Source organism: Burkholderia sp. MSMB2157WGS (assembly GCF_001532755.1).
Lineage (GTDB): Bacteria > Pseudomonadota > Gammaproteobacteria > Burkholderiales > Burkholderiaceae > Burkholderia.
In genome coordinates this window covers 64,122-88,955 of record NZ_LPJG01000013.1, presented here as the reverse complement: position 1 = coordinate 88,955, position 24,834 = coordinate 64,122, and the positions used below count along the sequence as shown (strand labels likewise).

Genomic DNA, 24,834 nt, shown 5'->3' with positions numbered 1-24,834 from the left:
CGCCGGCCGTTAAAGTCGCCGACGCGGGGCGGTGGGTCAAGCACACGCCCGGAACAGGCAGCCGATGTTCCAGGACCACGGGGCTACCCCGTGGATCGGATCGATACGCCGATGCGTCGCAAGCGCGCAGGTTGCGCGTTGCGCAACGACTGCTCTCGCAGCACCAGCCACGTTGACTCATCGTCCCGCCTCTCGTTTGCCATGCACTCATCCCTGCGCGACACCACCCGCACGATTGCCGAGGCGATGCTCGCCGGTCCGCCCGAACGCGACGGCGTCGTCGCCCGGCTGGCCGCCGTGCTCGGCGAAGCGCCGCCGTGGACGCACGAATGCGCGAGCCTCGCACTCGTGCGCTTCGGCACGAACTGGGCCGATACCGACACCGACGTGCTCGCGGCGACCCTGGCCGAGGCGCCCGCATTCGTGCGCGCATGGTATGGCGACCGCCGGCCGGCGGTGATCCGCATCGTGCGGCGACCGCTGGTGCAGCGACCGTTGCCGGCGCCGCTCGCCGGCTGCGACGTGCCGCAATGGCCGACGCCCGGCGATCTCGCCGGCTGGCTCGGGGTGAGCACGCCGGAACTCGACTGGCTGTCCGATCATTGGCGCGTCGACGCGCGCGGCAGCGCCTCGCCGCTGCATCATTACACGTACGTCGCGGTCGACAAGCGCAGCGGCGGGTGTCGCCTCGTCGAAATCCCGAAGGGGCGGCTGCGTGAAGCGCAACGCCGCATCCTGCACGGGCTGCTCGATCGCATCGCGCCGCACGGCGCGGTACACGGTTTTCGCAAGGGGCACGGGATCGTGTCGTTCGCGGCGCCGCATGCGGATCGCGATGTCGTCGTGCGCTTCGATCTCGCGGATTTCTTCGTGTCGGTGCGCGCCGCGCGCGTCCATGCGCTGTTCGCGACGCTCGGGTATCCGGCCGAAGTCGCGCGTGCGCTCACCGGGCTGTGCACCAATCGCGTGCCGTCGGCGCGGCTGCTCGCGCCGGACTTGCGCGACCGCCTCGACTGGATCGGCCGCCAGCGCTATCGCGAACGGCATCTGCCGCAGGGCGCGCCGACGTCGCCGGCGCTCGCGAACCTGTGCGCGTTCCGCTTCGACATGCGGCTTGCCGCGCTCGCGCGTTCGCTCGATGCGACCTACACGCGCTATGCGGACGATCTCGCGTTTTCCGGCGGCGGCGCGCTCGCGCGTGACATCGAGCGATTGCAGGTCCGGGTCGCCGCGATCGCACTCGAGGAAGGCTTCGCGCTGCAATTGCGCAAGACCCGTGTGATGCGGCGCGGCACGCGCCAGCAACTGGCCGGCGTGGTCGTCAATCGTCATCCGAACCTGCCGCGCGACGCGTTCGATCGCCTGAAGGCCATCCTGACCAACTGCATCCGGCTCGGCCCGGCGTCGCAGAATCGCGACGCGCATCCGGATTTTCGTGCGCATCTGGCCGGGCGCGTCGCGCATGCGACGGCGCTGAATGCGGCGCGCGGCGCGAAGCTGCGCGCGCTGTTCGACCGGATCGCGTGGGAGCCCGGCGGCGCGGACCGCTGAAGCGTCGGCGCTCGCGTCGATTCCGGTCGGCGACTTCTGCATCGCGACGCCGCGCACTGCTATCATTCGCGCCATGCCGCGCCCGTGCCATGGCGCGGCGAATCATTTGCCGCCACCGCTCGCCCGTGCATGCGTCGCGGCGTGCCGCCCGCTGCCGGTCTGGTCCTGTCTGTCGGTGACGCACGACGTCGTTTCGTGCGCATCGCGCAAATCATGCCGGCTCAGGTGGACGATTCACCTATTTGACAGCCCCGATCGGCGTAACTTCGTGGTAGGTTCGGCCATCGGAGCTTTTTGCAAAAACATGCCCAAAGAGGATGAATACATGACCCAGGCCCTGCAGGAACTCGAAGCACAACTTCGGGACCTGAACATCAAGCTGTCAGAGGCAAAGCAGAAGGAGAAGCAAGCTGCGCTCGCGGCTTTCAAGGAACAGGTCGAGCTGTTGGGAATTTCGCAGCAGGAAGTGCTGAGCGCGCTCGGCTACATCGTTCAGCGCAAGCGCAAGGCGCCTGCCAAGTACTACGATCCGTCGACCGGCCGCTCATGGTCGGGGCGCGGCCCGCGGCCGAAATGGCTCGATGGCAAGGATCTCGAAGCGCTCGCCGTCGACCGCGGGGCCAAGACCTGGTGGCCGGGGGACGATCAGGGCTGAAGCCCGCCGCGCCGCAAGGCCATCCGGCGCCGTCCGGTTCGCGCACGCGGGCCGGCCGGCAATTCCCCGCCGGCCGGCCGTCTTTCATCCGGTGTCCGGCCCGATCGCGACATCGCCGGCCTCGCCGCCGCACCGGATCCACGTTTTTCCTTTCTCTTTCCACGCATTTTCCGCCGTTTTCCCGCCAGCCGTCCGGCCAGCGCGGGCACGACGCGTCGCCTCCGTCGTTCGCGGGCACAGGCCTTAGAATGTCGCCGGACATTCGTGGCAGGACACCATGGCAGCAAACATGAAATCTTCGACGCTCGGCGGCCCGTCGGCCCCGCGCGTGGAGCGGGTCGGCGCGTACGCGTGGAAAGCGCTGGCCGGGTCGGCGATCGGCTATGCAATGGACGGCTTCGACCTGTTGATCCTCGGCTTCATGCTGCCGGCGATCACGGCGGCGCTGCACCTGACGCCCGGGCAGGCCGGCGCGCTGGTCACGTGGACGCTGATCGGCGCGGTCGCAGGCGGCATCGTGTTCGGCGCGCTGAGCGACCGCTACGGGCGCGTGCGCGTGCTGACCTGGACGATCCTGCTGTTCGCGATCTTCACCGGCCTGTGCGCATTCGCGCAAGGCTTCCAGGATCTGCTCGTCTATCGCACCATCGCGGGCATCGGCCTCGGCGGCGAGTTCGGGATCGGCATGGCGCTCGCGGCCGAAGCGTGGCCGGCAAACAAGCGCGCCCGCGTGTCGTGCTACGTCGCGCTGGGGTGGCAGGCCGGCGTGCTGCTGGCCGCGCTGCTGACACCGTTTCTGCTTCTGCACATCGGCTGGCGCGGCATGTTCGTGGTCGGCGTGCTGCCCGCGCTGCTCGCCTGGGCGATGCGCAACAAGCTGCACGAGCCGGAAGCGTTCGTGCAGCGCGCGACGCAGCCGAAGCCCAACGCGTTCCGCATGCTCGTCGCCGACGGCCGCACCGCGCGCACGAGCCTCGGCATTGTGATCCTGTGTTCGGTCCAGAATTTCGGCTACTACGGAATCATGATCTGGCTGCCGACCTTCCTGTCGAAGCAGATGGGTTTCTCGCTGACGAAATCGGGGCTGTGGACGGCGGCGACCGTCGTCGGGATGATGATCGGCGTCTGGGTGTTCGGCCAACTGGCCGACCGCATCGGCCGCAAGCCGACGTTCCTGCTGTATCAGCTCGGCTCGGTCGTGACGGTCGTCGCGTATGCGCGGCTGTCGGACCCGACGGCGATGCTGTGGGCCGGCGCGCTGATGGGCATGTTCGTCAACGGGATGGTCGGCGGCTACGGGACGCTGATGTCGGAAGGCTATCCGACGGCCGCACGCGCGACCGCGCAGAACGTGCTGTGGAACATCGGCCGTGCGGTCGGCGGCTTCGGTCCGGTCGCGGTCGGCGCGCTCGCCGCGCACTATTCGTTCCAGACGGCCATCGCGCTGCTCGCCGGCCTCTACGTGCTCGACATGGTCGCGACGCTGTTCCTGATCCCCGAGCTCAAGGGCGTCGAGCTCGAATGAGCACGGTGCGCGCACGCGCCGCCACGATTTCACCGGAAACCACGATGCAACGGCACAACAGGACGATCGGCGTGATGGGCTCGGGCAAGGAGCCGTGGCTCGCGTTTTCGGAGCCGCTCGGCGTGTGGCTCGCGCAGGCCGGGTTCAACCTGCTGACGGGCGGCGGGCAGGGCGTGATGCTGGCGGTCGCGCGCGCGTTCGCCGGCGTGCCCGGCCGGGCCGGCCGATCGATCGGCATCCTGCCGACGCAGGCCGATCCGGTCGCGGGCTTCGTGCCGCTCGACGGCTATCCGCATCCGTTCGTCGACATTCCGGTCCTCACGCCGCTGCCGCGCCGCGAACCGGGCGCGGCCCCGCACACGATCAACCGCAACTACGTGAACGTGCTGAGCAGCGACCTGATCGTCGCGCTGCCGGGCGGGCACGGTACGGCCGAGGAGATTGCGCTCGCGCAGCGCTGGCGCAAGCCGCTCGTCTGCTTCGGGCCGGACGGTGCGTTTCGCGAGCTTGCCGCGGACGCAGTGTGCACGTCGTCGCTCGACGACGTGATCCGGTTCGTCGGCGATACGTTCGCCGTGGAGCAAGCGCAAGCGGGCCGGTAGTTCACGGGATCGCCGCGATTGCTTTCGTCGGGATGCGCGTATGCGGCGACCGGCGTGCCTAGCGGCTCCGTCGGGTAAATCGCTGCATGGATGTTTCCGGTTTTTCCGGCGAGTCGCGGGTCGAATCCGGTCACGCGGTGCGGGAACGACGGCGACAGGCGACGCGATGGCCGGCCGCCGATCTCAACTGCCGGACGGCCCGGGCCGGCTGAAGCGCTGCTCGACTACCTCGGTTCCCCACTGCGTACCCGGGCACTCGCTCGTCAGCGCAAAGCCGAACGACTCGTACAGATGGCGCGCGGCATCGAGCCCCTTGAAGGTGCACAGATAAGTCTCGCGAAACCGGTGATCGTCGACGAAGCGCATCGCCAGCGTCATCAGCTGGCGTCCGACGCCCGAGCCGCGCAATGCGTCGTTGACGATGAACCAGCGCAGGTGCGCGACGCCCGTCGCCGGGTCGCCGTCGATCGCGAGCGACGCGAGCGTGCGACCGTCTTCCTGGCATAGCCACAGCGCCTTGCCGTCGGCCGGCAGCGCGCCCGCGAACGCGGCCAGCTCGGTCGCCACGCGTTGTTCGAAGAAGGCGCCGAAACCCCAGTGTTCCGCGTAGAAGCGTGCATGCAGGCTGGCGATGTCGCCGATGCAGCCCGGCTGATAGCCCTCGCGAATCGACGGCGCGTCGGCGGGCGCGACGGGCGCCCTGGCCGCGTTGTCCTGGGCGAGCGCATCGGCATACAGCGCGAGCGAACGCAGCAGCGCCTGCTGGTCGGCCGGCATCATGCGGCGCAGCGCATTCGACACCTGGTCGGTCGCGAACGTGTCGATTCGTTTCCGGAGCTTTTTGCCTTCGGCGGTCAGGTACAGCTCGATCGCACGTGCATCCTCGCTCGACACGCGCCGCTCCACGACCCCGGCCGCTTCGAGCCGCGCGAGTTGCCGGCTCGTGTTCGATTTGTCGAGCCGCAGGATGGCGCCGAGATCCTTCGCGTTGATGCCGGGCGCCATCCCGATCTCGAGGATCGCGTGCACGGCCGACGGCGCCCAGTCGCTGTCGGCCAGCGTCGCCCGCATGAAGCCGAGCTCGCGCACCAGTTTGCGCGAGAAGTCGCGCAGCTCGAGGATGGTCGCGTCGCGCGGCTTGGCCGGCGCGTCGATGAGGTCCATGGATGGCTCCTGAAAGGTTGCGTATCGCAATCAATAATAGTTGCGGGCCGCAACCTTGGCAAGGCGGATTTTGAGGGGGCGCCGGTGTTTCGGGGGCGGTGCTTCCGTGCGGTCGACGGTCAACCGGACGAGGCGCGGGGGGGCGAACCGGGGCGGGGCGCGACTGGTATTGAAGCGGATGGCCGGGCATGGAGAAGCGGCCGCATACTGGGCGGACCGGTCGATCTGCGGGCAGGATCGCCGGCCGATCGTCGATCGACGACCGCGGACTACGGAGATCACCATGAACAAGCTGTTGCCGACGATGATCGCGTTGCTTGCCGGGGGCGGCATCGGGGCGCCGCCGCTCCACGCGGCCGGCACCATGGATGCGCCGCCGTGCAGCGCCGCGCATGCGGCGGATCGCGGTGGCGGGAACGTCGCGATGCCGGGCGCGTCGGTCCGCAGCTTCTCGACCGCCGGCTGTTCGGGCGCGGTGTTGCAGGGCGACCGGGCCACCGCGATCGTCGACGGCGACCGGGTCGAGTTGCGCGACGGGGTCGTCTATGTGAACGGACGATCCTACGGCGCGGTCACGCCCGCGGAGACGGTCGAATACGAGGCCGCGCGCGAGCGGCGCACGTTGAAGGTCGACGGAAAGATCCGCGCGCCGCTGCGCTGACGTTTGCCGATTCGGCGCGCCGGCGTGGGGTTTCCCGATCGGCGCGCGACTGCAACGGGCGGCATCGATTCGGTTCGTTTCCCGAGACCGGTGCGACGCAGCGCCGGCCCGGGCGCGACTCAGGACGTGGCGACCGCGGCCGCCGCATTGGCCGGGCTGCCCGGCGGCTGGCCGGTTTGCCGGCGCGACCGGCCCGAGCTCAGGTATGCGGCGATCGAATCCTGCGTGATCTCGCCGAGCCACGCACCGTCGGCGTCGAGCACGGGCATCCACGACATGCTGTACTGGTACATCTTCGACAGCACGATGCGCAGGTTGTCGTCCGCCGCGACGCCGGCCGGGAACGGCGTCACGCGTTCGCCGCACACGCCGCCGTCGGTGCGTGCCGCGCGGCGCGTCACGTAACCGAGCGCCCGGCCCGCATCGTCGAGCACGGTCAGGTAGCGGCAGTCGGTTTCGTCCATCACCGCCAGCGCGTGCGCGAGCGGCGTATCGACGCGCGCCGTTTCGGGCTGCGTGGCGGCGTCGCCGGCCTTCACGAGCAGCAGGCGCTTGAGCGTGCTGTCCTGACCGACGAACTGCGCGACGAACTCGTCGCGCGGGCGGGCGAGCAGCGTGTCGGGGTGATCGTACTGAACGAGCTGGCCGCGCCGGAACACGGCGATGCGATCGCCCAGCTTGATCGCTTCGTCGATGTCGTGGCTCACCATGATCACGGTCTTGTTCAGTTGCCGCTGCATCTGGAAGAACTCGTTCTGGATCGATTCGCGATTGATCGGATCGACCGCGCCGAACGGCTCGTCCATCAGCAGCACGGGCGGATCGGCGGCCAGCGCGCGAATCACGCCGATGCGCTGCTGCTGCCCGCCCGACAGCTCGCGCGGATAGCGTTTCAGGTACAGCTTCGGATCGAGCGCGACCATCGACATCAGGTCGCGCGCGCGTTCGGCGCAGCGCTTCTTGTCCCAGCCGAGCAGGCGCGGCACGACGGTGATGTTCTCCTCGATCGTCATGTTCGGGAACAGCCCGATCTGCTGGATCACGTAGCCGATGTGGCGCCGCAGGTCGACTTCGTCGAGCTGCGCCGTATCCTCGCCGTTGATGAGCACGCGGCCCGACGTCGCGGGGATCAGCCGGTTGATCATCTTGAGCGTGGTGGTCTTGCCGCAGCCCGACGGGCCGAGGAACACGCAGATTTCCCCTTCGGGCACCGACAGGCTCACGGAGTCGACCGCGCGCACGGCCTGGCCGTCCTTGCGCGTGAAAGTCTTGGTCAGTTTGTCGAGTTCGATCATGTCTTCTGCACTCCCTTCGGTGTCAATGCACGTTGCAGCATCTGCAGCAGCCGGTCGGCGACGATCGCGAGCAGGCTCACGAGCACCGCGCCCACCAGCAGTTTCATCATGCTGCTCTGCCCGATCGCACGCAGGATCAGCGTGCCGAGGCCGCCCGCGCCGATCACGGCGGCGATCGTCATCACGCCGATGTTCATCACGACGGCGGTGCGCACGCCCGCGAGAATCACGGGCACCGCCAGCGGCAAGTCGACGAGACGCAGGCGCTGCCACGACGTCATGCCGATGCCGGTGCCGGCTTCCTTGATCCCCGCATCCACGTTGTGCAATGCGAGGTAGGTGTTGCGCATGATCGGCAGCAGCGAGTAGAGGAACACGGCGGTGATCGCGGGCGCGGCGCCGATACCCTGGCCGAAGCGCGAGAAGAACGGGATCATCAGGCCGAACAGCGCGATGGACGGCAGCGTGAGCACGAGCGTGGCGAGGCCGAGCAGCGGGCCCGCGAGCCAGTCGTGACGATTGATCAGGATACCGAGCGGTACGCCGGCGACGATCGCGCAGCCCACGGCGATCGCGACGAGCCATACGTGCTGCAGCGTGAGCTGCAGCAGCTCGGGCCAGCTCGAAGCGAGATAGTCGAATACGCTCATCGGTCCTCCTTCAAGGTAGCGGGTGGGCGCGCAGGAACGCATCGGCGACGTCGCGCGGCGATCGGCCGTCGAGATCGACCGCCTTGGCCATCGCCTGCATCGCGTCGTTGTCGAGCACGGCCGACAGCGCGTTGAGTTGCGTCGCGAGCTTCGGATTGCGCTCCAGCGTGGCCTGGCGGACCACGGGCGTCGCGTTGTACGGCGGGAAGAAGTGCCTGTCGTCCTCGAGCGGCACGATGCCGAAGCCCTTCACGCGTCCGTCGGTCGTGTAGACGAGGCCGATCTGCAACTGGTCGTTGTGCAGGGCCGTATAGACGAGCCCCGGATCCATCTGCTTCAGTTGGGCGCGGCTGAACTGCATGCCGTAGGCGGCGAGCAGCGGCTTCAGGCCGTCGGGGCGGTTCGCGAATTCCGCGTCCATGCCGAATACGTAATGCTTCGCGGCCGGATCGTGCTTCAGGTGCTCGGCGAGCTGCGACACCGTCCGGATGCCGGTAGCCTGCGCGAGCCGGCTCGGCAGGCCGATCGCGTAGGTATCGTTGAGCGGCGACGCATCGAGCCACACGAGCCCGCGCGGCACGTCGAGCGCCTTGACGCGCCGGTACATTTCGTCGGGCGACAGCTTGTCCTGGATCTTGTTGTAGACGAGCGCCGCGGTGCCCGTGTAATCCCACATCAGGTCGAACTGGCCGTTCTCCAGCGCGCTGCGCGCGAGCGTACTGCCGAGGCCGGCGCGGACTTCGACGTCATAGCCGCGCGAGCGCAGGTATTGCGACGTGAGTTCCGCCAGCACGTATTGCTCGGTGAAGTTCTTCGCGCCCAGCACGAGCTTCGCGGCGAATGCCGGGGTGCCGGCTGCGACGCACAGCGCGCCGGCGACGCCCAGGCGCGCGAGCGATCGAAGGATGCGTCGAAGCGTCATGCGGCGCCTCCGTGGCGCGCAAGCCAGTGACGGCTGCCGGCCGCGACGACGCCGTCCAGCACCAGTGCGAGGATCGCGGTGAGCGACGCGCCGAGCAGCAGCAGCGGCTGGTTGTCGAGGTAGATGCCGGGGAAGATCAGCGAGCCGAGGCTGTCCGCGCCGATCAGATACGCGAGCGGCGCCGTCCCGACGTTGATCGCGAGCGCGGTGCGCACGCCGCCGACGATGATCGGCAGCGCGTGGGGCAGTTCCACGCGAACCAGCGACTGCCAGCCGGTCATGCCGATGCCCTTGGCGGCTTCGCGCAGCGCGGCCGGCACGTTCTTCATGCCTTCGTACGCATTGCGCGTGACGGGCAGGAGCGACGCGAGGAACAGCGCGACGATCGCGGGCACGTCGCCGATGCCGAAGATGCCGAGCGCGATGGCCAGCACGGCGAGCGACGGGATCGTGTTGCCGATGTTGAAGACCTGCATGAAACGCTCGGCCTGATGCCGGAATCGCGGCCGGCTCAGCAGCACGCCGGCCGGCACGCCGACGGTGATGGCCAGTGTCATCGAATAGGCGACCAGCAGCATGTGCTGGCCCGCGTAGTAGGCGAGATCGTCCGAGCGCTGATGGAACGTGTCGGCGCCGATGCCGCGCGCCAATGCCCATCCCGCTGCGATGATTGCCACCAGGCTGCCCACCAGCTGGACAGTGCGTCGAGTCATGAAGATACGCCTCCTCAATCCGGTGCGGCGCGCGCACGCGCACGCCGCGATGACGCCGAATGGCGTCGCGATGGAAGTTCGTGATCCCGGCATGGCCGCGATTGAACTGACGGAAACAGTGCTGCCGGCTGCACCGAGGTGCGGCTGGCGGTCGGGTGAACGCGACGACGCGTTCGTCTGATTGTCAGGTTCAGCCCGGCGGCGCCGTAACGACGAGGCGCGTTCGAGCAGGGCGCCGCCTCGTGAAGGCGGCATGGATGCGGGCGGCTCGATGCCGACCGCTGGGGCCGGTGGCCCCTTTGACGTGGCGAAACGGATGCATGCGCAACGAAGTGCGAAATGACATCACGTTGCGCACGAGATCATGCGTTTTGTGATGAAGTTGAGGCGAGTATAGAGCAATCAAATAATTGCGTCTACCGTGGGGAACGATCGCGGCGATGCGTCGCCGGTCGTGCGATAGGGTGGCGCGACGTGCATGGAAATTGATTCGAAGACCGAATCAGTGGGCGAAACCTGCGTCGCGACGGGCGATGTGCGCGAGCGGTCTTGCTACATGAAATCGTTATCGCGCGATGCCGGGCTCGTCGTTGCGGCCGGCAGTGCGTTCACCGAAGCGTGATGCCGAATCCTCGAAAGCCGGGCGAAGCGGTAGCGCATCGGGTCACGCGTCGACATCCGACGCCGACCGCGGCGTCTTGCCGGTCCAGCGCCGGTACGCGTGACGAAAGCTGCGCGGCTCGCTGTAGCCGAGCCGCTCGGCGATCGCGGCGACGGTCAACGCTTGATCGTCGAGCAACCGCACGGCTTCGTCGCGACGCACGTCGTCGAGCAGCGACTGGAACGTGATGCCGTCCTTGCCGAGCCGCCTGCGTAGCGTGCGTTCGGTCAGGTGCAGCGCACTGGCGAGCGCCGTCATCGACTTGAAACGCGCGAGGTCGCGCGCCATCAGCTCCTTCGCGCGATCGGCGAAACGCGTGCCGACCGATGCGGCCCACTGCCGTTCGAGCACCTCGCACTGGCCGTGCAGCGCATTGAAGCTGACTTCGTTCGCCAGGCGCGGCGCTTCGGTGCCGTTCACCGACGTGAACACGAGCCGGTTGTCGGCCGCATTGAAGACGACCGGGCAGCCGAAGTGGCGCGCGTAGTCGGCCGCATTGCGCGGCGTGCGGCGCGCGAGCTGCACCTGCTCCGGCCACACCGGCTTGCCGACGAGATCGGACACGATCAGGCGCAGGCTCGACAGGCACATGTCGACCTGAAACACCTCGAGATCGGGCTCGCCGTTGTAGCGGCCGATGGTCACGCTCATGCCGCCGGCATGCGTGTCGATGCGCACGTCGAAATACAGCCCCATGAACAGCGGAAACTGGCCCATGCAGCGGAACGCTTGCATCACGGAGCCGCTGATCAGCATCGCGTAGCCGGCGAGACCCAGCGTCGACACATGCAGCCGCGCGCCGATCGACAGCCCGATCGACGGCACGCCGCTGCAACGCAACAGGTTGCGAAAGCAACGTTGCTCCTGGCCGCGATTCACGTGCAGGTTCGGCGACGCGACTTCGTCCGCGCCGAGCCCGGTGCCTTCGAGCAGCGCGGCGCCGTCGATGTGCCGCACGCGGCACTCGTCCAGCGCGACCGCGATCGCGTGAACCGTGGCGGGAATGTCCTCCTGGCGTCCGGCCGGGCGCGCGAGGCCGAGCGCCGAACGCAGGCTGCGTTCGGCGCGGCTCTGGTTTCGTTGGGAACGACTGTTCATGGTGCCGATGCGGTGACGGGGTCGCACCGAACATAGCCGGATTGTCCGCGAAACGCCAGTGCCGCACAGCAGCATGCAGGGCGGCGCGGCACGATGCCCGACCGTGTGTCCGGAAATATCCCTCGATTACGTCCGCTTTTCTCATTCGTCGTCGATTTTTTGGCGCACCACACTTTCTTCCAGTCGTGCTCCGCCGGCCGCGCCGGACGCACGCGTGTTGAAGTCATGGACGCCACCCACGTGAGGACAGCATGGACAACGACAGGCCAGGTCGAACCGCATCAGCCGCCGCGACGCACGTGTTCGAGGCGTACGTGGAGCGCGGCCACACGGACGCACGCAAGCCTCACCAGCTTGGACTCGTGACGCTGGTGATCTTCGGCCTCGCGTACATGCTGCCGATGACGGTGTTCACGACCTACGGCCTCGTCACGAGCGAGACGAACGGGCATCTGACGGCCGCGTATGCGATCACGCTGATCGCGATGCTGTTCACCGCGCGCAGCTACGGCCACATGGCGCGGCTGATGCCGAGCGCCGGGTCGGCCTACACGTTCGCGAGCCGCAACTTCGGCACGTCGGCCGGCTTCATGGTCGGCTGGGCATTGCTGATGGACTACCTGTTCATCCCGATGATCAGCTACCTCGCGATCGGCATCTACATGAAGCAGATCTTTCCGACGGTGCCGGCCAGCGTGTGGATCGTCGGCAGCATCGCGCTGATCACCGGGCTGAACATCGTCGGCATCCGGCTCGTCAATCGCGTGAACCTGATTCTGATCGCAAGCCAGCTCGTGTTCATCGCGGTGTTCGTCATCGCGTCGGCGCACGTCGCGGCGGGCGAAGGGCTGTCGATGGCCGTCGCGTTGCCGTCGTCCGGCGATGCGCGCGCGATCTTCGCCGGCTCCGCGATCCTGTGCCTGTCGTTCCTCGGCTTCGATGCGGTCACCACGCTGTCGGAGGAAACGCGCGAGCCGCGGCGCACGGTGCCGCGCGCCATCCTGCTCTGCACGCTCGTAAGCGGCCTGCTGTTCATGCTGATCGCGTATGTCGGTCAACTGGTGTTTCCCGACTGGCACACGTTCAAGGATCTCGATTCGGCGAGCCTCGACCTGATGCGGCGGGTCGGCGGCCGCACGCTGTCGGCGTTCTTCGTCGCGGTATACGTGGCCGGCTGCTTCGCGAGCGCGATGGCCGGGCAGGCGAGCGTGACGCGCGTGCTGTTCGCGATGGGCCGCGACCGCGTGCTGCCCGAATGCGTGTTCGGCCATCTGCATGCGCGGCTGCGCACGCCGGTGCGCGCGACGCTCGCGGTCGGCGTCGTGTCGTTGTCCGCGCTGTTCATCACGCTCGATCTCGCGTCGACGATGATCAGCTTCGGCGCGCTCGTCGCGTTCGCGATCGTGAACCTGTGCGTGATGCGCAGCTATCTGGGCCGGCCCGAGCATCGCCATGCCGCGGGCTGGATTGCATACGGCCTGATGCCGGCGATCGGCTTCGCGATGAACGTGTGGCTCTGGTCCGGGCTGTCGCGCCAGACGTTCTACGTCGGCATCGGCTGGCTCGCGCTCGGGCTCTGCCAGCTCGTCTGGCTGACGCGCGGCTTTACGCGCCCGGCGCCGACGTTGTCGATGAACTGAATGACCGGCTGCGCGATGCCGGTTTTGAAACCCTGAAGGAGGAGTGATCCATGAATGCCGTTGACGTCAATCTCGATGCGGACCTGCAGGCGCTCGGCAAGCGCCATCTGCTGATGCACTTCACGCATGCCGATGCATACCGCGAGAACGCGCTGACCGTGTTCGAGCGCGGCGAAGGCTGCTGGCTCGTCGACCGCAACGGCAAGCGCTATTTCGACGGGCTGGCCGGGCTTTACTGCGTGCAGGTCGGCTACAGCCACGGCGCGGAGATCGGCGATGCGATCCGCGAGCAGATGGTGCGGCTGCCGTTCGCGACCAACTGGGGCGTCGGCCACGAACCGGCGATTCGGCTTGCGCACCGGCTCGCGGCGCTCGCGCCCGAGGGCCTGAACCGCGTGTTCTTCACGTCGAGCGGCTCGGAGTCGAACGAATCGGCGATCAAGCTGGTGCGCCAGTATCACCAGTCGCGCGGCGAGCCGCAGCGGCGCAAGTTCATCGCGCGGCGCGTCGCGTATCACGGCACGTCGTTCGGCGCGCTCGCGTTGAACGGAATGACGAATTTCCGCAAGCATTTCGAGCCGCTGATGTCGGGCGTGCGGCACGTGGGCAACACGAAGCGCTACGGCCGACCGGCCGGCGAGACGGAAGCGCAGTTCACACGCCATCTGCTCGACGAGATCGAATCGCTGATCGTGCAGGAAGGGCCGGACACGGTCGCCGCGATCGTCGTCGAACCGTTGCAGAACGCGGGCGGCAGCCTGACGCCGCCGGCCGGCTACGCGGCCGGGCTGCGCGACATCTGCGACCGGCACGGCGTGCTGCTCGTGGCCGACGAGGTGATCTGCGGGTTCGGGCGACTCGGCGAGTACTTCGGGTCGGCGCGCTACGGGCTGAAGCCGGACATCATCACGTTCGCGAAAGGCATCGCGTCGGGCTACGTGCCGCTCGGTGGCGTGATCGCGAGCGATGCGGTCGTCGACACGGTGCTCGACGGGCCGCAGCAGATGTTCCTGCACGGCGCGACCTACGGCGGCCATCCGGTCGCGTGCACGGCCGCGCTCGCGAACCTCGCGATCATGGAGCGCGAAGGCGTGCTCGCGAACGTTCGCGACAACGAAGCGGTGTTTCGCCGGACGCTCGACGAGCTGCTGGAGCTGCCGTGCGTGGGCGACGTGCGCGGCGACGGCTATCACTACTCGCTCGAACTCGTGACGGACAAGGCCGCGCGCCGCTGGGCGGCCGGCATCGGCGCGCAGGCATTCGTGTCGACGATGCTCGCGCCGGCGATCTTCGACGCGGGGCTGCTGTGCCGCGCGGGCGTCGATCACGAAGGCACGCCGATCGTGCAGTTTTCGCCGCCGCTCGTGATGTCGCGCGACGAGATCGTGTGGTTCGTCGCGCGGATACGCGACATCCTCGTCGAGACCTACGCGCGGGCGACGCGCTGAGTGCGGCATCCTTCATTTCAGGAGCATTCGATGCGAACGTCACAACAGTCCTATATCGACGGCAAGTGGCGCGATCCGGCCGATGCGCGATCGATCGACGTGATCGATCCGGCCACCGCGCGGCCGTATGCACGGCTCGCGATCGGCGGCGCGGCCGATGTCGACCATGCGGTCGACGCGGCGAAGCAGGCCTTCGACACGTACTCGCGCTGGTCGGTGGACGAGCGCGTCGCGTTGCTGACGCGCGTGCTTGAGATCTACCGGCGCCGCTACGAAGAAGTCGCGCAGACGATCAGCCAGGAGATGGGTGCGCCGATCGCGTTCGCGCGCGCGATGCAGGCCGCGGTCGGCACCGCGCATCTCGAGCACACGATCCGCGCGCTGCAGTCGTTCCGTTTCAGCACGCAGACCGGTTCGCTGCTGGTGTCGCACGAGCCGATCGGCGTGTGCGCGCTGATCACGCCGTGGAACTGGCCGATCAACCAGATCGTGTGCAAGGTCGCGCCGGCGCTCGCGGCCGGCTGCACGATGGTGCTCAAGCCGAGCGAGATCGCGCCGTTCAGCGCGATCCTGTTCGCGGAGATCCTGCATGAAGCCGGCGTGCCGCCCGGCGTGTTCAACCTCGTGCACGGCTACGGACATGAAGTGGGCGACGCGCTGTCGCGGCATCCGGACGTCGACATGGTGTCGTTCACGGGCTCGACACGCGCGGGCGTCGAGGTCGCGAAGGCGGCGGCCGATACCGTGAAGCGCGTGCACCAGGAACTCGGCAGCAAGAGCCCGAACCTGATCCTGCCCGACGCGGACATCGAGGATGCCGTCACGCGCGGCGTGCGCAGTTGCTTCAGCAACAGCGGCCAGTCGTGCAACGCGCCGACGCGCATGCTGGTGCACGTCGATCATCTGGCGCGGGCCGAGCAGGCGGCGCGCCGGGAAGCGGAACGCACGGTCGTCGGCGATCCGCGTTCGACGGAAACCGGCATCGGGCCGGTGGTCAGCCGCACGCAGTTCGATCGCATCCAGCATTTCATCCGGCTCGGGATCGAAGAAGGCGCGACGCTCGTGGCCGGCGGCCCCGGCAGGCCGGAGGGGCTCGCGGACGGGTTCTACGTGCGGCCGACGGTGTTTTCGAACGTCGCGCCGGGCATGGCGATCGCAACCGAGGAAATCTTCGGGCCGGTGTTGTCGATCATGACCTACCGGACCGAGGACGAGGCCGTCGCGCTCGCGAACGATTCGGTCTACGGGCTCGCGGCCTACGTGCAGTCGAAGGATCTCGAACGCGCGCGCCGGGTCGCGGCGCGCTTGCGCGTCGGCAACGTTCACATCAACTACCCGGCGTGGAACCCGGCCGCGCCGTTCGGCGGCTACAAGCGTTCGGGCAACGGCCGCGAGTATGCGGAGTTCGGCCTTGTCGAGTATTTGGAAACGAAGGGCACGACCGGGTACACGGAAGGCGACGCGCGATGACGTCCTGAGCGCCTGGGAGAGCGGCGCGGCGAACGCGTCACCGCCAGTACTAGCGCTGCTCGCGGCGTTCGGACGCGACGGCCTGGCGCATCGCCGTCACCTTGGCGCGGCGGAAGGCCGTGGACCGCCGCGAAACGGTCGGCCTTGCGTTCACGCCGCGTTTGCCGCCGCTCAGCGTTCTTCCGGATCCGTTGCGGCCGCATCGAATCCCGAAACGGAAGCGGCGGCCCGCCTGCGGATCTCGGAGTCGAGGATCAACCGCCCGCGCAGCTTCCCTTTCATCCGCTTCACATGCTTCGGCGCCTCGGTCATGTGCTCGACCATCAGCGCGCGGACGCGCTCGGTGTCGCGCTCGCGCGCGGCCTGCAGGATCGCCTTGTGGATCGACACGTTCGCTTCGCCGAAACGCTTGTGCTCGACGAGCGGTGTATCGTTCCGGAACTCGATCAACTGCCGGATCATCTCGTTGATCAGTTCGCAACTGAAGCGCAGGAACGGATTCGGGTTCGCGGCCGCGAGGATGTCGTGGAACGTCGTGTCCTCCTGCCGCTGACGCAGCATGTGACCGCGATCGTGCACGCCCGACGCGCCGTCGCAGCACGCGATGTTCGCTTCCAGCGCCGCGAAGTCGCGCTCCGTCAGGTGCGGCACTGCGCCGGCGGCCAGCTCGGGTTCGAGCAGCTTGCGCACCGTATAGATGTCGTCGATCGTCACGTCCTTGAAGAACAGATAGTTCTGCAGAAGCTGAAGCGTGCGGTCGAGCGGCACCTCGACGACCATCCCGCCGCCCGACGGCCCCGTCGTGACCTTGATGAGCCCCTGCACCTCGAGCGACTTCAGCGCTTCCCGGATCGTGCTCTTGCTCACCGCATACAACTGCTGCAGCTCGGCTTCGCGCGGCAGGCGGTCGCCCGGCTTCAGGTCCTTCTCGGTGATCAGCCGCTTGATCTCCTCGGCGACGAGATCGGCCCGCTTCGGCTGCTTGATTTCGACCGCGAGGCCCGCCCTGGCTCGGTCCATGACCATCTTCACGACTCCTTTGTCTGACCGCGCGCCGCGTCATCGTCGACGACCGGCCCCGCGCGGGTACGGAATTTTGCCTGATTGACACCAATTTTGATCAACTCTAGCATCAGGTTGATCCTATTTATCATGATAAATAGGATCAACCGGCGGCGCGCATCCGGCAGGGGCGTGGGCACGGTTTGGCAGTCGGTCGTATCGCGTGTGTCCCCCATCATGAGGAGCGTCAACTTGAATCGCCGAGAACTGTTGAAACTGGCCGCGCTGTCGGCCGTGCCGGGCGCGCTCGGCAGCATGTCGTCCCGTGTCGCGTTCGCGCAGGGCTCGCCCATCCAGCTCGCCTGCCCGGTGCCGATGTCCGGCCCGTTCGCCGCCAACGGCAAGTACGCCGATCTCGGCATGCAGTTGGTCGTCAAGCAATACGGCAAGGTGCTCGGCGCGCCGCTCGCCTATACGGCGCTCGACACCGAGGGCAAGCCCGCGACCGCCGTGCGGCGCGTGCAGGAGATCGCGCAACAGAAGGGCGTGCGCTTCTTCGCGGGCGGCATCCTGTCGTCCGAATCGCTGGCGATGGGCAAGGAAGTCCAGAAGGCGGGCGGCGTGTTCATCACCACGGCCGGCGCGGACGAGATCACCGGCAAGGATTGCAACGCGGCGACCTTCCGCTGGTCGGTGCCGACCTTCGGCGCGATCGAGCAGACGGTCCGCCCGTTGATCCAGATGCTGCCGAAGGCGAAGCGCTGGTACACGATCACGCCGCAATACGTGTTCGGCGACGGGCTGCTGTCGGCCGCGAAGGCGATCTTCAAGGAAAAGGGCATCGAGCACGTCGGCAACAGCTACCACTCGCTCGCCGAAAAGGAGTTCAGCGGCTACCTGACGAATGCGGCCGCCGCGCAGCCCGACGTGCTGCTGATCCTGAACTTCGGCTCGCAATCGTCGGACACGCTGCGCCAGGCCGTCAGCTTCGGAATGAAGCGCAACTGCACGATCCTGCTCGCATGGGCGTCGGGCCTCGAGCAGTTCGAGGCGCTCGGCCCGGACATCTGCGACGGCGTGTATTTCGGCGCGCAGTACTGGCACGGCATCGATTCGCCGCTGAACCGCGACCTGGTGAAACGCGCGAACGCCGCGTTCAACGCGAACCCGAACTACAGCCTCGCGGGTTCGTACATTTGCTCGAAGATCCTGATCGACGCGATGGTGAAGGCCGGCAGCGCCGATCCGAAGAAAGTCGTCGCCGCGATGGAAGGGTTGAAGTACGACGGCCTGACGGGGCCGGAGGAAATCCGCAAGGGCGACCACCAGGTGCTGAAGAACTACTACCTGCTGAAAGGCAAGCCGAAGGGCCGGATGAAGAACGCGGACGACTACGCCGACATCGTCAGCTCGGGCCAGTCGTTCCTGCCGCTCGACAAGACGGGCTGCAAGCTCGCGTGACGCCGTGCATGCGTTCGCGGCGCATCGCGCGCCGCGGGCGTCCGTTACCTTCCTTTCCGACACGGAAGCCATGAACGTCTATCTGCTGCAGATCGTCAACGGCATCGGCGTGGGCATGCTGTATTTCCTGCTCGCCGTCGGCCTGTCGATCGTGTTCGGCCTGCTGCGCTTCGTGAATTTCGCTCACGGCGCGTTCTACCTGCTCGGTGCGTATCTCTGCTACCAGGCGCTGCAATGGTCGGCGAATTTCTGGGTCGCGCTCGCGATCGTGCCGCTCGTGGTCGGCGCGTTCGCGTGGGGCGTCGAAAAGCTCGTGCTGCGCCACGTGTACGCGCAGCAGCATGAATTCCACATTCTCGCGACGGTGGGGCTCGCGCTCGTGCTGCAGGAGTGCGTGATCCTCGCGTGGGGGCCGCTCGGCGACAACGTGCCGCCGCCCGACGCACTGAACGGCGTCGTGATCTGGGGCGGCTTCGTCTATCCGAAGTACCGGTTGTTCGTGATCGGGTTCACGGCCGTGCTCGCGGCGCTGCTGTGGTGGGTGCTCGAAGGCACGCGGCTCGGCAGCACGGTGCGCGCGGGCAGCGAGTCGACGGAGATGGTGTCGCTGCTCGGCATCAACGTGACGCGCGTGTTCAGCCTCGTGTTCGCGCTCGGCGCGGCGACCGCGGCGCTGGCCGGCGTGCTCGCCGCCCCGATCCGCGGCGTCGATCCGTTCATGGGCATCGAGGCGCTCGGCGTCGCGTTCGTCGTGGTCGTCGTCGGCGGGATGGGGAATTTTCTCGGCGCGCTCGTCGGCGGGCTGCTGGTCGGCATCGTGCAGAGCCTGATGAGCACGCTGTGGCCGGAAGGCGCGCGGCTGATGATCTATGTCGCGATGGCGGCCGTGCTGCTGCTGCGTCCGAACGGTTTGCTGGGGAGGGCCGCATGATCGAATCGTCGAAACCGCTGCCGCCGGGCGCGGCGGCGTCGCAACGCCCGCAGCCGTGGCGCGGCGTGCTGCAGCGGCCGGAAGGCTGGCTCGCGGTGGTGGCCGCGTGCGTGTTGCCGCTCGTGTTGAGTTCGGGCTCGCTCGCGACCGAAGTACTGGTGTTTGCGCTCGCCGCGCTCGGCTGCAACCTGCTGCTCGGCTACACGGGGCTGCTGTCGTTCGGGCAGGGCATCTTCTTCGGGCTCGGCAGTTACGCGGCGGGGCTGGTGCTGACGCGCGGCGTCGCGTCCGTGACGGCCGCGTTGGTCGCGGCCGCGGTGCTCGGCGCGATCGCGGCCGCGCTCGTCGGCTGGTTCTCGATCCGGCAGCGCGGCACGTATTTCGTGATGCTGACGCTCGCGTTCGGGCAACTGTTCTACTTCCTCGCGTATACGACGCCGGATGTGACGGGCGGCGACAACGGGCTGCTCGACATCCCGCGCCCCGCGCTGTCCGCGTTCGGCCATCCGCTCGTCTCGCTCGATTCGCCGTGGCGCTACTACGGCTTCGTCGCGGTGCTGTTCGTCGCGGTGTTCTGGCTGCTGCTGCGCGTGTCGCGCTCGGTATTCGGCCGGACGCTGCTCGCGATCCGCGACAACGAGGCGCGCGCGGCGGCGGCCGGCTACGACGTGAAGCGCTTCAAGCTCGCGGCGTTCGTGATCTCGGGCGCGGTCACGGGCCTGGCGGGGGCGCTGCACGCGCTGATGACGGGCATCGCGCCGCTGTCGAACATCGACTATCACACGAGCGAGATGATCCTCGTGATGACGGTGATCGGCGGCACGGGCAACCTGTTCGCGTCGGTGCTCGGCGCGGCGTTCTACGTACTGTTCGCGGACTGGTTGTCGACGCTGTGGCCTCGGTGGCTGCTGCTGCTCGGCCTCGTGCTGATCGCGGTCAGCCTGTTCATGCAGCGCGGGTTGTGGGGGCTGGGCGAACGCATCGTGGCGTCGCTGCGGCGTAGCGATCGCACGGCGGCCACGGACAAGGAGCGGCAATGAGCGAAGCGATTCTCGAAGCGCGCGGCATCGTCAAGCGCTACGGCAAGTTCACGGCGCTGGGCGGCGTCGATCTGCGCATCATGCCGCGCACCGTGCATTCGGTGATCGGCCCGAACGGCGCGGGCAAGACGACGTTGTTCCATACGCTAACCGGCACGCTGCCGATCACGTCGGGCTCGATCCTGTTCGACGGTCACGACGTGTCGCACGAACCCGATCACAAGCGCGTGCGGCGCGGCATCGCCCGCTCGTTCCAGGTGACGAGCCTGTTTCCGAACCTGAGCGTGCGCGAGAACCTGCGCGTCGCCGCGCAGGGCGTCGAATCGCGCCGGGCGCTCAATCCGTGGGCGCCGCCGCGCGGCGCGCTCGCGCACGACGGCATCATCGACGACGTACTCGAGCGGCTCGGCCTGCAGCGCTTCGCCGACACGGCGTCCGGTGTGCTGTCGCATGGCCAGCAGCGCCGGTTAGAGGTCGGGATGGCGCTGGCGGCACGGCCGCGCGCGATCTTCCTCGACGAGCCGACGTCGGGCATGGGCATCGACGATCTCGACGACATGAAGACGCTGATCCGCGGCCTGCGCGACGACTACACGGTCGTGCTGATCGAACACAACATGGGAATCGTGATGGACATCTCGGACACGATCACGGTGATGCAGCAAGGGTGCGTGCTGGTCGAAGGCCGACCCGACGCGATTCGCGGCGACGCGCGCGTGCGCAGCGCCTATCTCGGCAACATGATCACGGGAGGCCGCGCGTGATGCTCGACGTGAAGGAGGTGCACGCCTGCTACGGCAAGAGCCACGTGCTGCAGGGCATTTCGCTGAACGTGAGCGAAGGGGAGACGGTGACGCTGCTCGGCCGCAACGGCGCGGGCAAGTCGACGACGCTCAAGACGATCGCGGGCGTGGTCGCGCCGACCGGCGGCACGGTGACGTTCGCGGGCCGGCCGGTGTCCGGGCAGCCGGCGCACCGGATCGCCGCGCGCGGCCTGTGCTTCGTGCCCGAGCATCGGGGGATTTTCCGGCTGCTGTCGGTCGAGGAAAACCTGCGGCTCGGCGCGCGTCGCGATTCGCCGTGGCAGCTCGACGACATCTACCGGATCTTTCCGCGCCTGAAGGAGCGTCGCCGCAACGGCGGCGCTCAGTTGTCGGGTGGCGAGCAGCAGATGCTCGCGATCGGCCGCGCGCTGATGAATCATCCGCGGCTGCTGATGCTCGACGAGCCGGTCGAAGGGCTCGCCCCGGTGATCGTCGAGGAAATCGTCGCGCAGTTGAAGCAGATCAAGGCGGCCGGCGTCGCGATCCTGCTCGTCGAACAGAACCTCGAAGTGTGCACGCAGCTCGCGGACCGCCACTTCGTGATCGAACAGGGCGTGATCGTCTACGAAGGCAGCAACGCGGCATTCGCGGCCGATCACGACGTGAAGGACCGCTACCTGGGCGTCGGTGTCGTATGAGCACCCGGCCCTTTCAATGCGAGGAATGGCAACGATGCAAGTACAGGATGTGACTCCGGGCGTCGCGGCGTCCGGCTTGCGCGTCGATGGCGCGCGGCTGTGGGACAGCCTGATGTGCCTCGCGCGGATCGGTGCGACCGACAAGGGCGGTGTGTGCCGCCTCGCGCTCACGGACCTCGATCGCCAGGCACGCGACTTGTTCGTCGCCTGGGCCAAGGAAATCGGCTGCACCGTGCGCGTCGATGCGATCGGCAATATCTTTGCGCGGCGCGCGGGCGAACGGGACGACCTGCCGCCCGTGGCGACGGGCAGCCATATCGACACGCAGCCGACCGGCGGCAAGTTCGACGGCAACTACGGCGTGCTGGCCGGCCTCGAGGTGCTGCGTACGCTCGATGACGCCGGGGTGCGCACGCGCGCGCCGCTCGAGGTGGCCATCTGGACCAACGAAGAAGGGTCGCGCTTCGTTCCGGTGATGATGGGGTCCGGCGTGTTCGCGGGTGCGTTCACGCTCGACCATGCGCTCGCGCAACGCGACCGCGATGGCGTGTCGGTGCGCGATGCGCTGGCCGCGATCGGCTATGCGGGCGGCGCGGACGACGGGCACGGCGCGCATCCGGTCGGCGCGTATTTCGAAGCGCATATCGAGCAGGGGCCGGTATTGGAGGCGCACGACACGACGATCGGCGTGGTCGAAGGCGCGCTCGGGCAGCGCTGGTACGACGTGACCGTACACGGCATGGAGGCGCATGCGGGCCCGACGCCGATGGAACTGCGCCGCGATGCGCTGCTGGTCGCGGCCGATCTCGTGCGTGCGGTGAACGGCATCGCGCGTGCGCATCCGCCGCACGGACGCGGCACGGTCGGCTGGGTCGACGTGCACCCGAATTCGCGCAACGTGATTCCCGGCCGCGTGACGCTGACCGTCGACCTGCGCGCGGCCGACGACGCGACGCTGGCGTCGATGGACGCGCAACTGCGTGCGACATGCGCCGACCTGGGCGCGGCGGCCGGGATGCGGATCGACATCGAGCCGGTCGTGTATTTTCCGCCGCAGCCGTTCGATCCGGCGCTGATCGAGCAGGTCCGCGCCGGGGCGCACGCGCTCGGGCTGTCGTCGATGAACGTGATCAGCGGCGCGGGCCACGATGCGGTGTATCTCGCGCGCGTGGCGCCGACCGCGATGATCTTCGTGCCGTGCAAGGACGGCATCAGCCACAACGAGATCGAAGACGCCGATCCGGTGCATCTGGAAGCCGGCTGCAACGTGCTGCTGCATGCGATGCTGGGCGCGGCCGGGATCGCGGAGGGCCGTGCGCGATGAAGATCCTGATCGCCCGGATGAACCACGAGACCAACACGTTCTCACCGGTACCGACGCCGCTTGCCGCGTTCGGCCGCAACGGCCCCGACTGGGGCGACGACGCGTATCGCGCGAATCGCGGGATGCGCACCGCGATGGCCGCGTTCATCGACGCGGCCGAGGGCGAAGGCGCCGATATCGTGACGCCCGTGTCGGCGGCCGCGAACCCGAGCGGGCCGGTCGCGGCCGACGCGTATGCGGCGATCTGCGATGCGATCGTCGCCGCCGCGCCCGGCTGCGATGCGGTGATGCTCGACCTGCACGGCGCGATGGTCGCCGAGCAGAGCGTGGACGGCGAGGGCGACCTGCTCGCGCGCGTGCGCGCGGCGCTGCCCGGTGCGCCGATCGCGGTCGCGCTCGATCTGCACGCGAACGTCACGCAGAAGATGATCGATCACGCGGACGTGATCGTCAGTTTCAAGACGTATCCGCACGTCGACATGTACGAGACCGGCGAGCATGCGGCGCGGCTGCTGCTCGACCGGCTTCACGGCCGCGCGCGGCCCGTGCTCGCGTGGCGGCAGCCGCCGCTGATGACGTCGACGCTGCGCAGCGCGAGCGCCGAAGGCGCGATGCGGCGCGCGGTGGAGGCCGCGTGCGCGGCCGAGGCGGACGGAATGCTGGCGGCATCGATCCTGCCCGGCTTCTCGCTCGCGGATATTCCCGCGCCGTGCATCAGCGTGGTCGTGGTGGCCGACGGCGACCGCGCTGCCGCCGACGCCGCGGCCGAACGCATTGCGCGGCAGATCTGGGACGCGCGCGACGAATTCGTGTATCGCAGCGCGCCGCTCGCCGAATCGGTCGCGCAGGCCGCCGCGCTCGCCCACGGCGCGGATCGCCCGGTGCTGATGCTCGATCACGGCGACAACTGCATGTCGGGCGGCCCGTGCGACACGATGGACCTGCTCGAAGCCGCGCTCGCGCACGGGCTCGACGGGATCGTCAGCGGGCCGTTGTGCGATCCCGAAGCCGTCGCGGCGCTGATCGACGCGGGCGTCGGCGCCACCGTCACGGTGCCGGTCGGCAACCGGCTGCCGTCGCACGGCGGCGTGCGGCGCGAACCGTTCCGCGCGACGGGCATCGTGCGCGCGATCACCGACGGCGAATACGTGATCACGGGGCCGACGTATACCGGGCAGCGTGCGTACATGGGCCGCGCGGCGGTGCTCGACATCGGCACGGCCACGCTCGTCGTCACCGAGCGCACGCAGGAGCCGTGGGATCTCGGCGTGTTCGAGAGCGTCGGCGTCGATCCACGCCGTGCGCGCTTCCTGCTGCTGAAGTCGCGGATGTATTGCCGGCCGGTGTTCGTGCCGATTTCGTCCGCGCTGGTCGAATGCGACAGTCGCGGCGTGACGGGCTCGGACTTCGGACTGTTCCGCTACGAGCGGCTCGCGCGGCCGGTGTATCCGCTCGACGACATCGAGCGGTGGGAGCCGGGCGCGCGTTCGACGGGCTGACGGAAACGGGGCGCAAGGCGCCGGGGGCGCGCGCTTTCGGGCATCATGCGATGGCGCCGG

The 24,834-nt window shown here is 68.2% G+C and carries 24 protein-coding genes; 16 read left to right on the top strand and 8 right to left on the bottom strand.

Annotation, left to right across the window (positions count from 1 at the left end):
- Positions 1-201 precede the first annotated feature (201 nt).
- The 4 genes from WT53_RS09135 to WT53_RS09120 all read left to right on the top strand — a co-directional run bounded on the left by WT53_RS09135 (position 202) and on the right by WT53_RS09120 (position 4,333).
- Positions 202-1,551: a reverse transcriptase family protein gene (locus WT53_RS09135; RefSeq protein WP_034208900.1), complete on the top strand. Its 1,350-nt coding sequence runs from the start codon at positions 202-204 to the stop codon at positions 1,549-1,551.
- 325 nt (positions 1,552-1,876) lie between these two features.
- Positions 1,877-2,206: an H-NS family nucleoid-associated regulatory protein gene (locus WT53_RS09130; protein ID WP_034208901.1), complete on the top strand. Its 330-nt coding sequence runs from the start codon at positions 1,877-1,879 to the stop codon at positions 2,204-2,206.
- Between the two features lie 277 nt (positions 2,207-2,483).
- Positions 2,484-3,731 carry an MFS transporter gene (locus WT53_RS09125; RefSeq protein WP_034208902.1) on the top strand — a complete coding sequence of 416 codons (1,248 nt, stop codon included), beginning with the start codon at positions 2,484-2,486 and terminating at the stop codon, positions 3,729-3,731.
- Positions 3,728-4,333, top strand: coding sequence for a hypothetical protein (locus tag WT53_RS09120; protein ID WP_060259367.1), 606 nt, complete (start codon positions 3,728-3,730; stop codon positions 4,331-4,333). The genes WT53_RS09125 and WT53_RS09120 overlap by 4 nt, the downstream gene beginning before the upstream one ends.
- A gap of 183 nt (positions 4,334-4,516) precedes the next feature.
- Here WT53_RS09120 and WT53_RS09115 read toward each other — a convergent pair whose 3' ends face one another.
- Positions 4,517-5,497 (bottom strand): helix-turn-helix domain-containing GNAT family N-acetyltransferase, encoded by a 981-nt coding sequence (locus tag WT53_RS09115; protein WP_060259364.1) that lies wholly within the window; start codon positions 5,495-5,497, stop codon positions 4,517-4,519.
- A 169-nt stretch (positions 5,498-5,666) separates the two neighbouring features.
- Here WT53_RS09115 and WT53_RS09110 point away from each other — a divergent pair, with 169 nt between their 5' ends.
- Positions 5,667-6,158: a sugar ABC transporter ATPase gene (locus WT53_RS09110; RefSeq protein ID WP_373558443.1), complete on the top strand. Its 492-nt coding sequence runs from the start codon at positions 5,667-5,669 to the stop codon at positions 6,156-6,158.
- Positions 6,159-6,277: 119 nt separating this feature from the next.
- Here the strand turns inward: WT53_RS09110 and WT53_RS09105 are convergent, their stop codons facing one another.
- From WT53_RS09105 to WT53_RS09090, 4 genes are read right to left on the bottom strand one after another with little or no spacing between them, the layout of a single operon-like run.
- On the bottom strand, positions 6,278-7,453 hold the full coding sequence (locus WT53_RS09105) for a betaine/proline/choline family ABC transporter ATP-binding protein (protein WP_060259355.1): 1,176 nt from the start codon (positions 7,451-7,453) through the stop codon (positions 6,278-6,280).
- Positions 7,450-8,103, bottom strand: a complete 654-nt coding sequence (locus WT53_RS09100) for an ABC transporter permease (protein WP_034208907.1) — start codon at positions 8,101-8,103, stop codon at positions 7,450-7,452. Before WT53_RS09100 ends, WT53_RS09105 begins: the two co-directional genes overlap by 4 nt.
- A 10-nt stretch (positions 8,104-8,113) precedes the next feature.
- Positions 8,114-9,025 (bottom strand): glycine betaine ABC transporter substrate-binding protein, encoded by a 912-nt coding sequence (locus WT53_RS09095; protein WP_060259352.1) that lies wholly within the window; start codon positions 9,023-9,025, stop codon positions 8,114-8,116.
- Entirely contained in the window at positions 9,022-9,738 is a 717-nt protein-coding gene (locus WT53_RS09090) for an ABC transporter permease (protein WP_060259349.1), read from the bottom strand. The genes WT53_RS09095 and WT53_RS09090 overlap by 4 nt, the downstream gene beginning before the upstream one ends.
- On the opposite strand from WT53_RS09090, the gene WT53_RS09085 reads away from it, so the two are divergent.
- Complete coding sequence (locus tag WT53_RS09085) at positions 9,737-9,919, top strand: hypothetical protein (RefSeq protein ID WP_059498731.1); 183 nt, start codon at positions 9,737-9,739, stop codon at positions 9,917-9,919. The genes WT53_RS09090 and WT53_RS09085 overlap by 2 nt on opposite strands.
- Positions 9,920-10,402: 483 nt before the next feature.
- Here WT53_RS09085 and WT53_RS09080 read toward each other — a convergent pair whose 3' ends face one another.
- Positions 10,403-11,497 carry an AraC family transcriptional regulator gene (locus WT53_RS09080; protein ID WP_060259346.1) on the bottom strand — a complete coding sequence of 365 codons (1,095 nt, stop codon included), beginning with the start codon at positions 11,495-11,497 and terminating at the stop codon, positions 10,403-10,405.
- 251 nt (positions 11,498-11,748) lie between these two features.
- On the opposite strand from WT53_RS09080, the gene WT53_RS09075 reads away from it, so the two are divergent.
- The 3 genes from WT53_RS09075 to WT53_RS09065 are packed head-to-tail and all read left to right on the top strand — an operon-like array spanning position 11,749 to position 16,055.
- Positions 11,749-13,137 carry an APC family permease gene (locus tag WT53_RS09075; protein WP_034208911.1) on the top strand — a complete coding sequence of 463 codons (1,389 nt, stop codon included), beginning with the start codon at positions 11,749-11,751 and terminating at the stop codon, positions 13,135-13,137.
- 50 nt (positions 13,138-13,187) lie between these two features.
- Positions 13,188-14,585 carry an aspartate aminotransferase family protein gene (locus WT53_RS09070; protein WP_034208912.1) on the top strand — a complete coding sequence of 466 codons (1,398 nt, stop codon included), beginning with the start codon at positions 13,188-13,190 and terminating at the stop codon, positions 14,583-14,585.
- Positions 14,586-14,615: 30 nt separating this feature from the next.
- A complete protein-coding gene (locus tag WT53_RS09065) occupies positions 14,616-16,055 on the top strand; it encodes an aldehyde dehydrogenase family protein (RefSeq protein ID WP_060259342.1) in 1,440 nt (479 codons plus the stop codon).
- 171 nt (positions 16,056-16,226) lie between these two features.
- On the opposite strand, the gene WT53_RS09060 is transcribed toward WT53_RS09065, so the two are convergent.
- Positions 16,227-17,081 (bottom strand): FadR/GntR family transcriptional regulator, encoded by an 855-nt coding sequence (locus tag WT53_RS09060; protein ID WP_034208914.1) that lies wholly within the window; start codon positions 17,079-17,081, stop codon positions 16,227-16,229.
- Positions 17,082-17,083: 2 nt separating this feature from the next.
- A complete protein-coding gene (locus WT53_RS09055) occupies positions 17,084-17,308 on the bottom strand; it encodes a hypothetical protein (RefSeq protein WP_034208915.1) in 225 nt (74 codons plus the stop codon).
- Between the two features lies 1 nt (position 17,309).
- On the opposite strand from WT53_RS09055, the gene WT53_RS09050 reads away from it, so the two are divergent.
- The 7 genes from WT53_RS09050 to WT53_RS09020 all read left to right on the top strand — a co-directional run bounded on the left by WT53_RS09050 (position 17,310) and on the right by WT53_RS09020 (position 24,774).
- Entirely contained in the window at positions 17,310-18,518 is a 1,209-nt protein-coding gene (locus tag WT53_RS09050) for an ABC transporter substrate-binding protein (protein ID WP_034208916.1), read from the top strand.
- A gap of 70 nt (positions 18,519-18,588) precedes the next feature.
- A complete protein-coding gene (locus WT53_RS09045; RefSeq protein ID WP_034208917.1) occupies positions 18,589-19,449 on the top strand; it encodes a branched-chain amino acid ABC transporter permease in 861 nt (286 codons plus the stop codon).
- Positions 19,446-20,489 carry a branched-chain amino acid ABC transporter permease gene (locus WT53_RS09040; protein WP_034208918.1) on the top strand — a complete coding sequence of 348 codons (1,044 nt, stop codon included), beginning with the start codon at positions 19,446-19,448 and terminating at the stop codon, positions 20,487-20,489. Before WT53_RS09045 ends, WT53_RS09040 begins: the two co-directional genes overlap by 4 nt.
- On the top strand, positions 20,486-21,253 hold the full coding sequence (locus WT53_RS09035; protein WP_034208919.1) for an ABC transporter ATP-binding protein: 768 nt from the start codon (positions 20,486-20,488) through the stop codon (positions 21,251-21,253). Before WT53_RS09040 ends, WT53_RS09035 begins: the two co-directional genes overlap by 4 nt.
- Positions 21,250-21,951, top strand: coding sequence for an ABC transporter ATP-binding protein (locus WT53_RS09030; RefSeq protein WP_034208920.1), 702 nt, complete (start codon positions 21,250-21,252; stop codon positions 21,949-21,951). The genes WT53_RS09035 and WT53_RS09030 overlap by 4 nt, the downstream gene beginning before the upstream one ends.
- Positions 21,952-21,985: 34 nt before the next feature.
- Positions 21,986-23,275, top strand: a complete 1,290-nt coding sequence (locus WT53_RS09025; protein WP_034209454.1) for a Zn-dependent hydrolase — start codon at positions 21,986-21,988, stop codon at positions 23,273-23,275.
- On the top strand, positions 23,272-24,774 hold the full coding sequence (locus WT53_RS09020) for a M81 family metallopeptidase (RefSeq protein ID WP_060259338.1): 1,503 nt from the start codon (positions 23,272-23,274) through the stop codon (positions 24,772-24,774). Before WT53_RS09025 ends, WT53_RS09020 begins: the two co-directional genes overlap by 4 nt.
- Positions 24,775-24,834 lie beyond the last annotated feature (60 nt).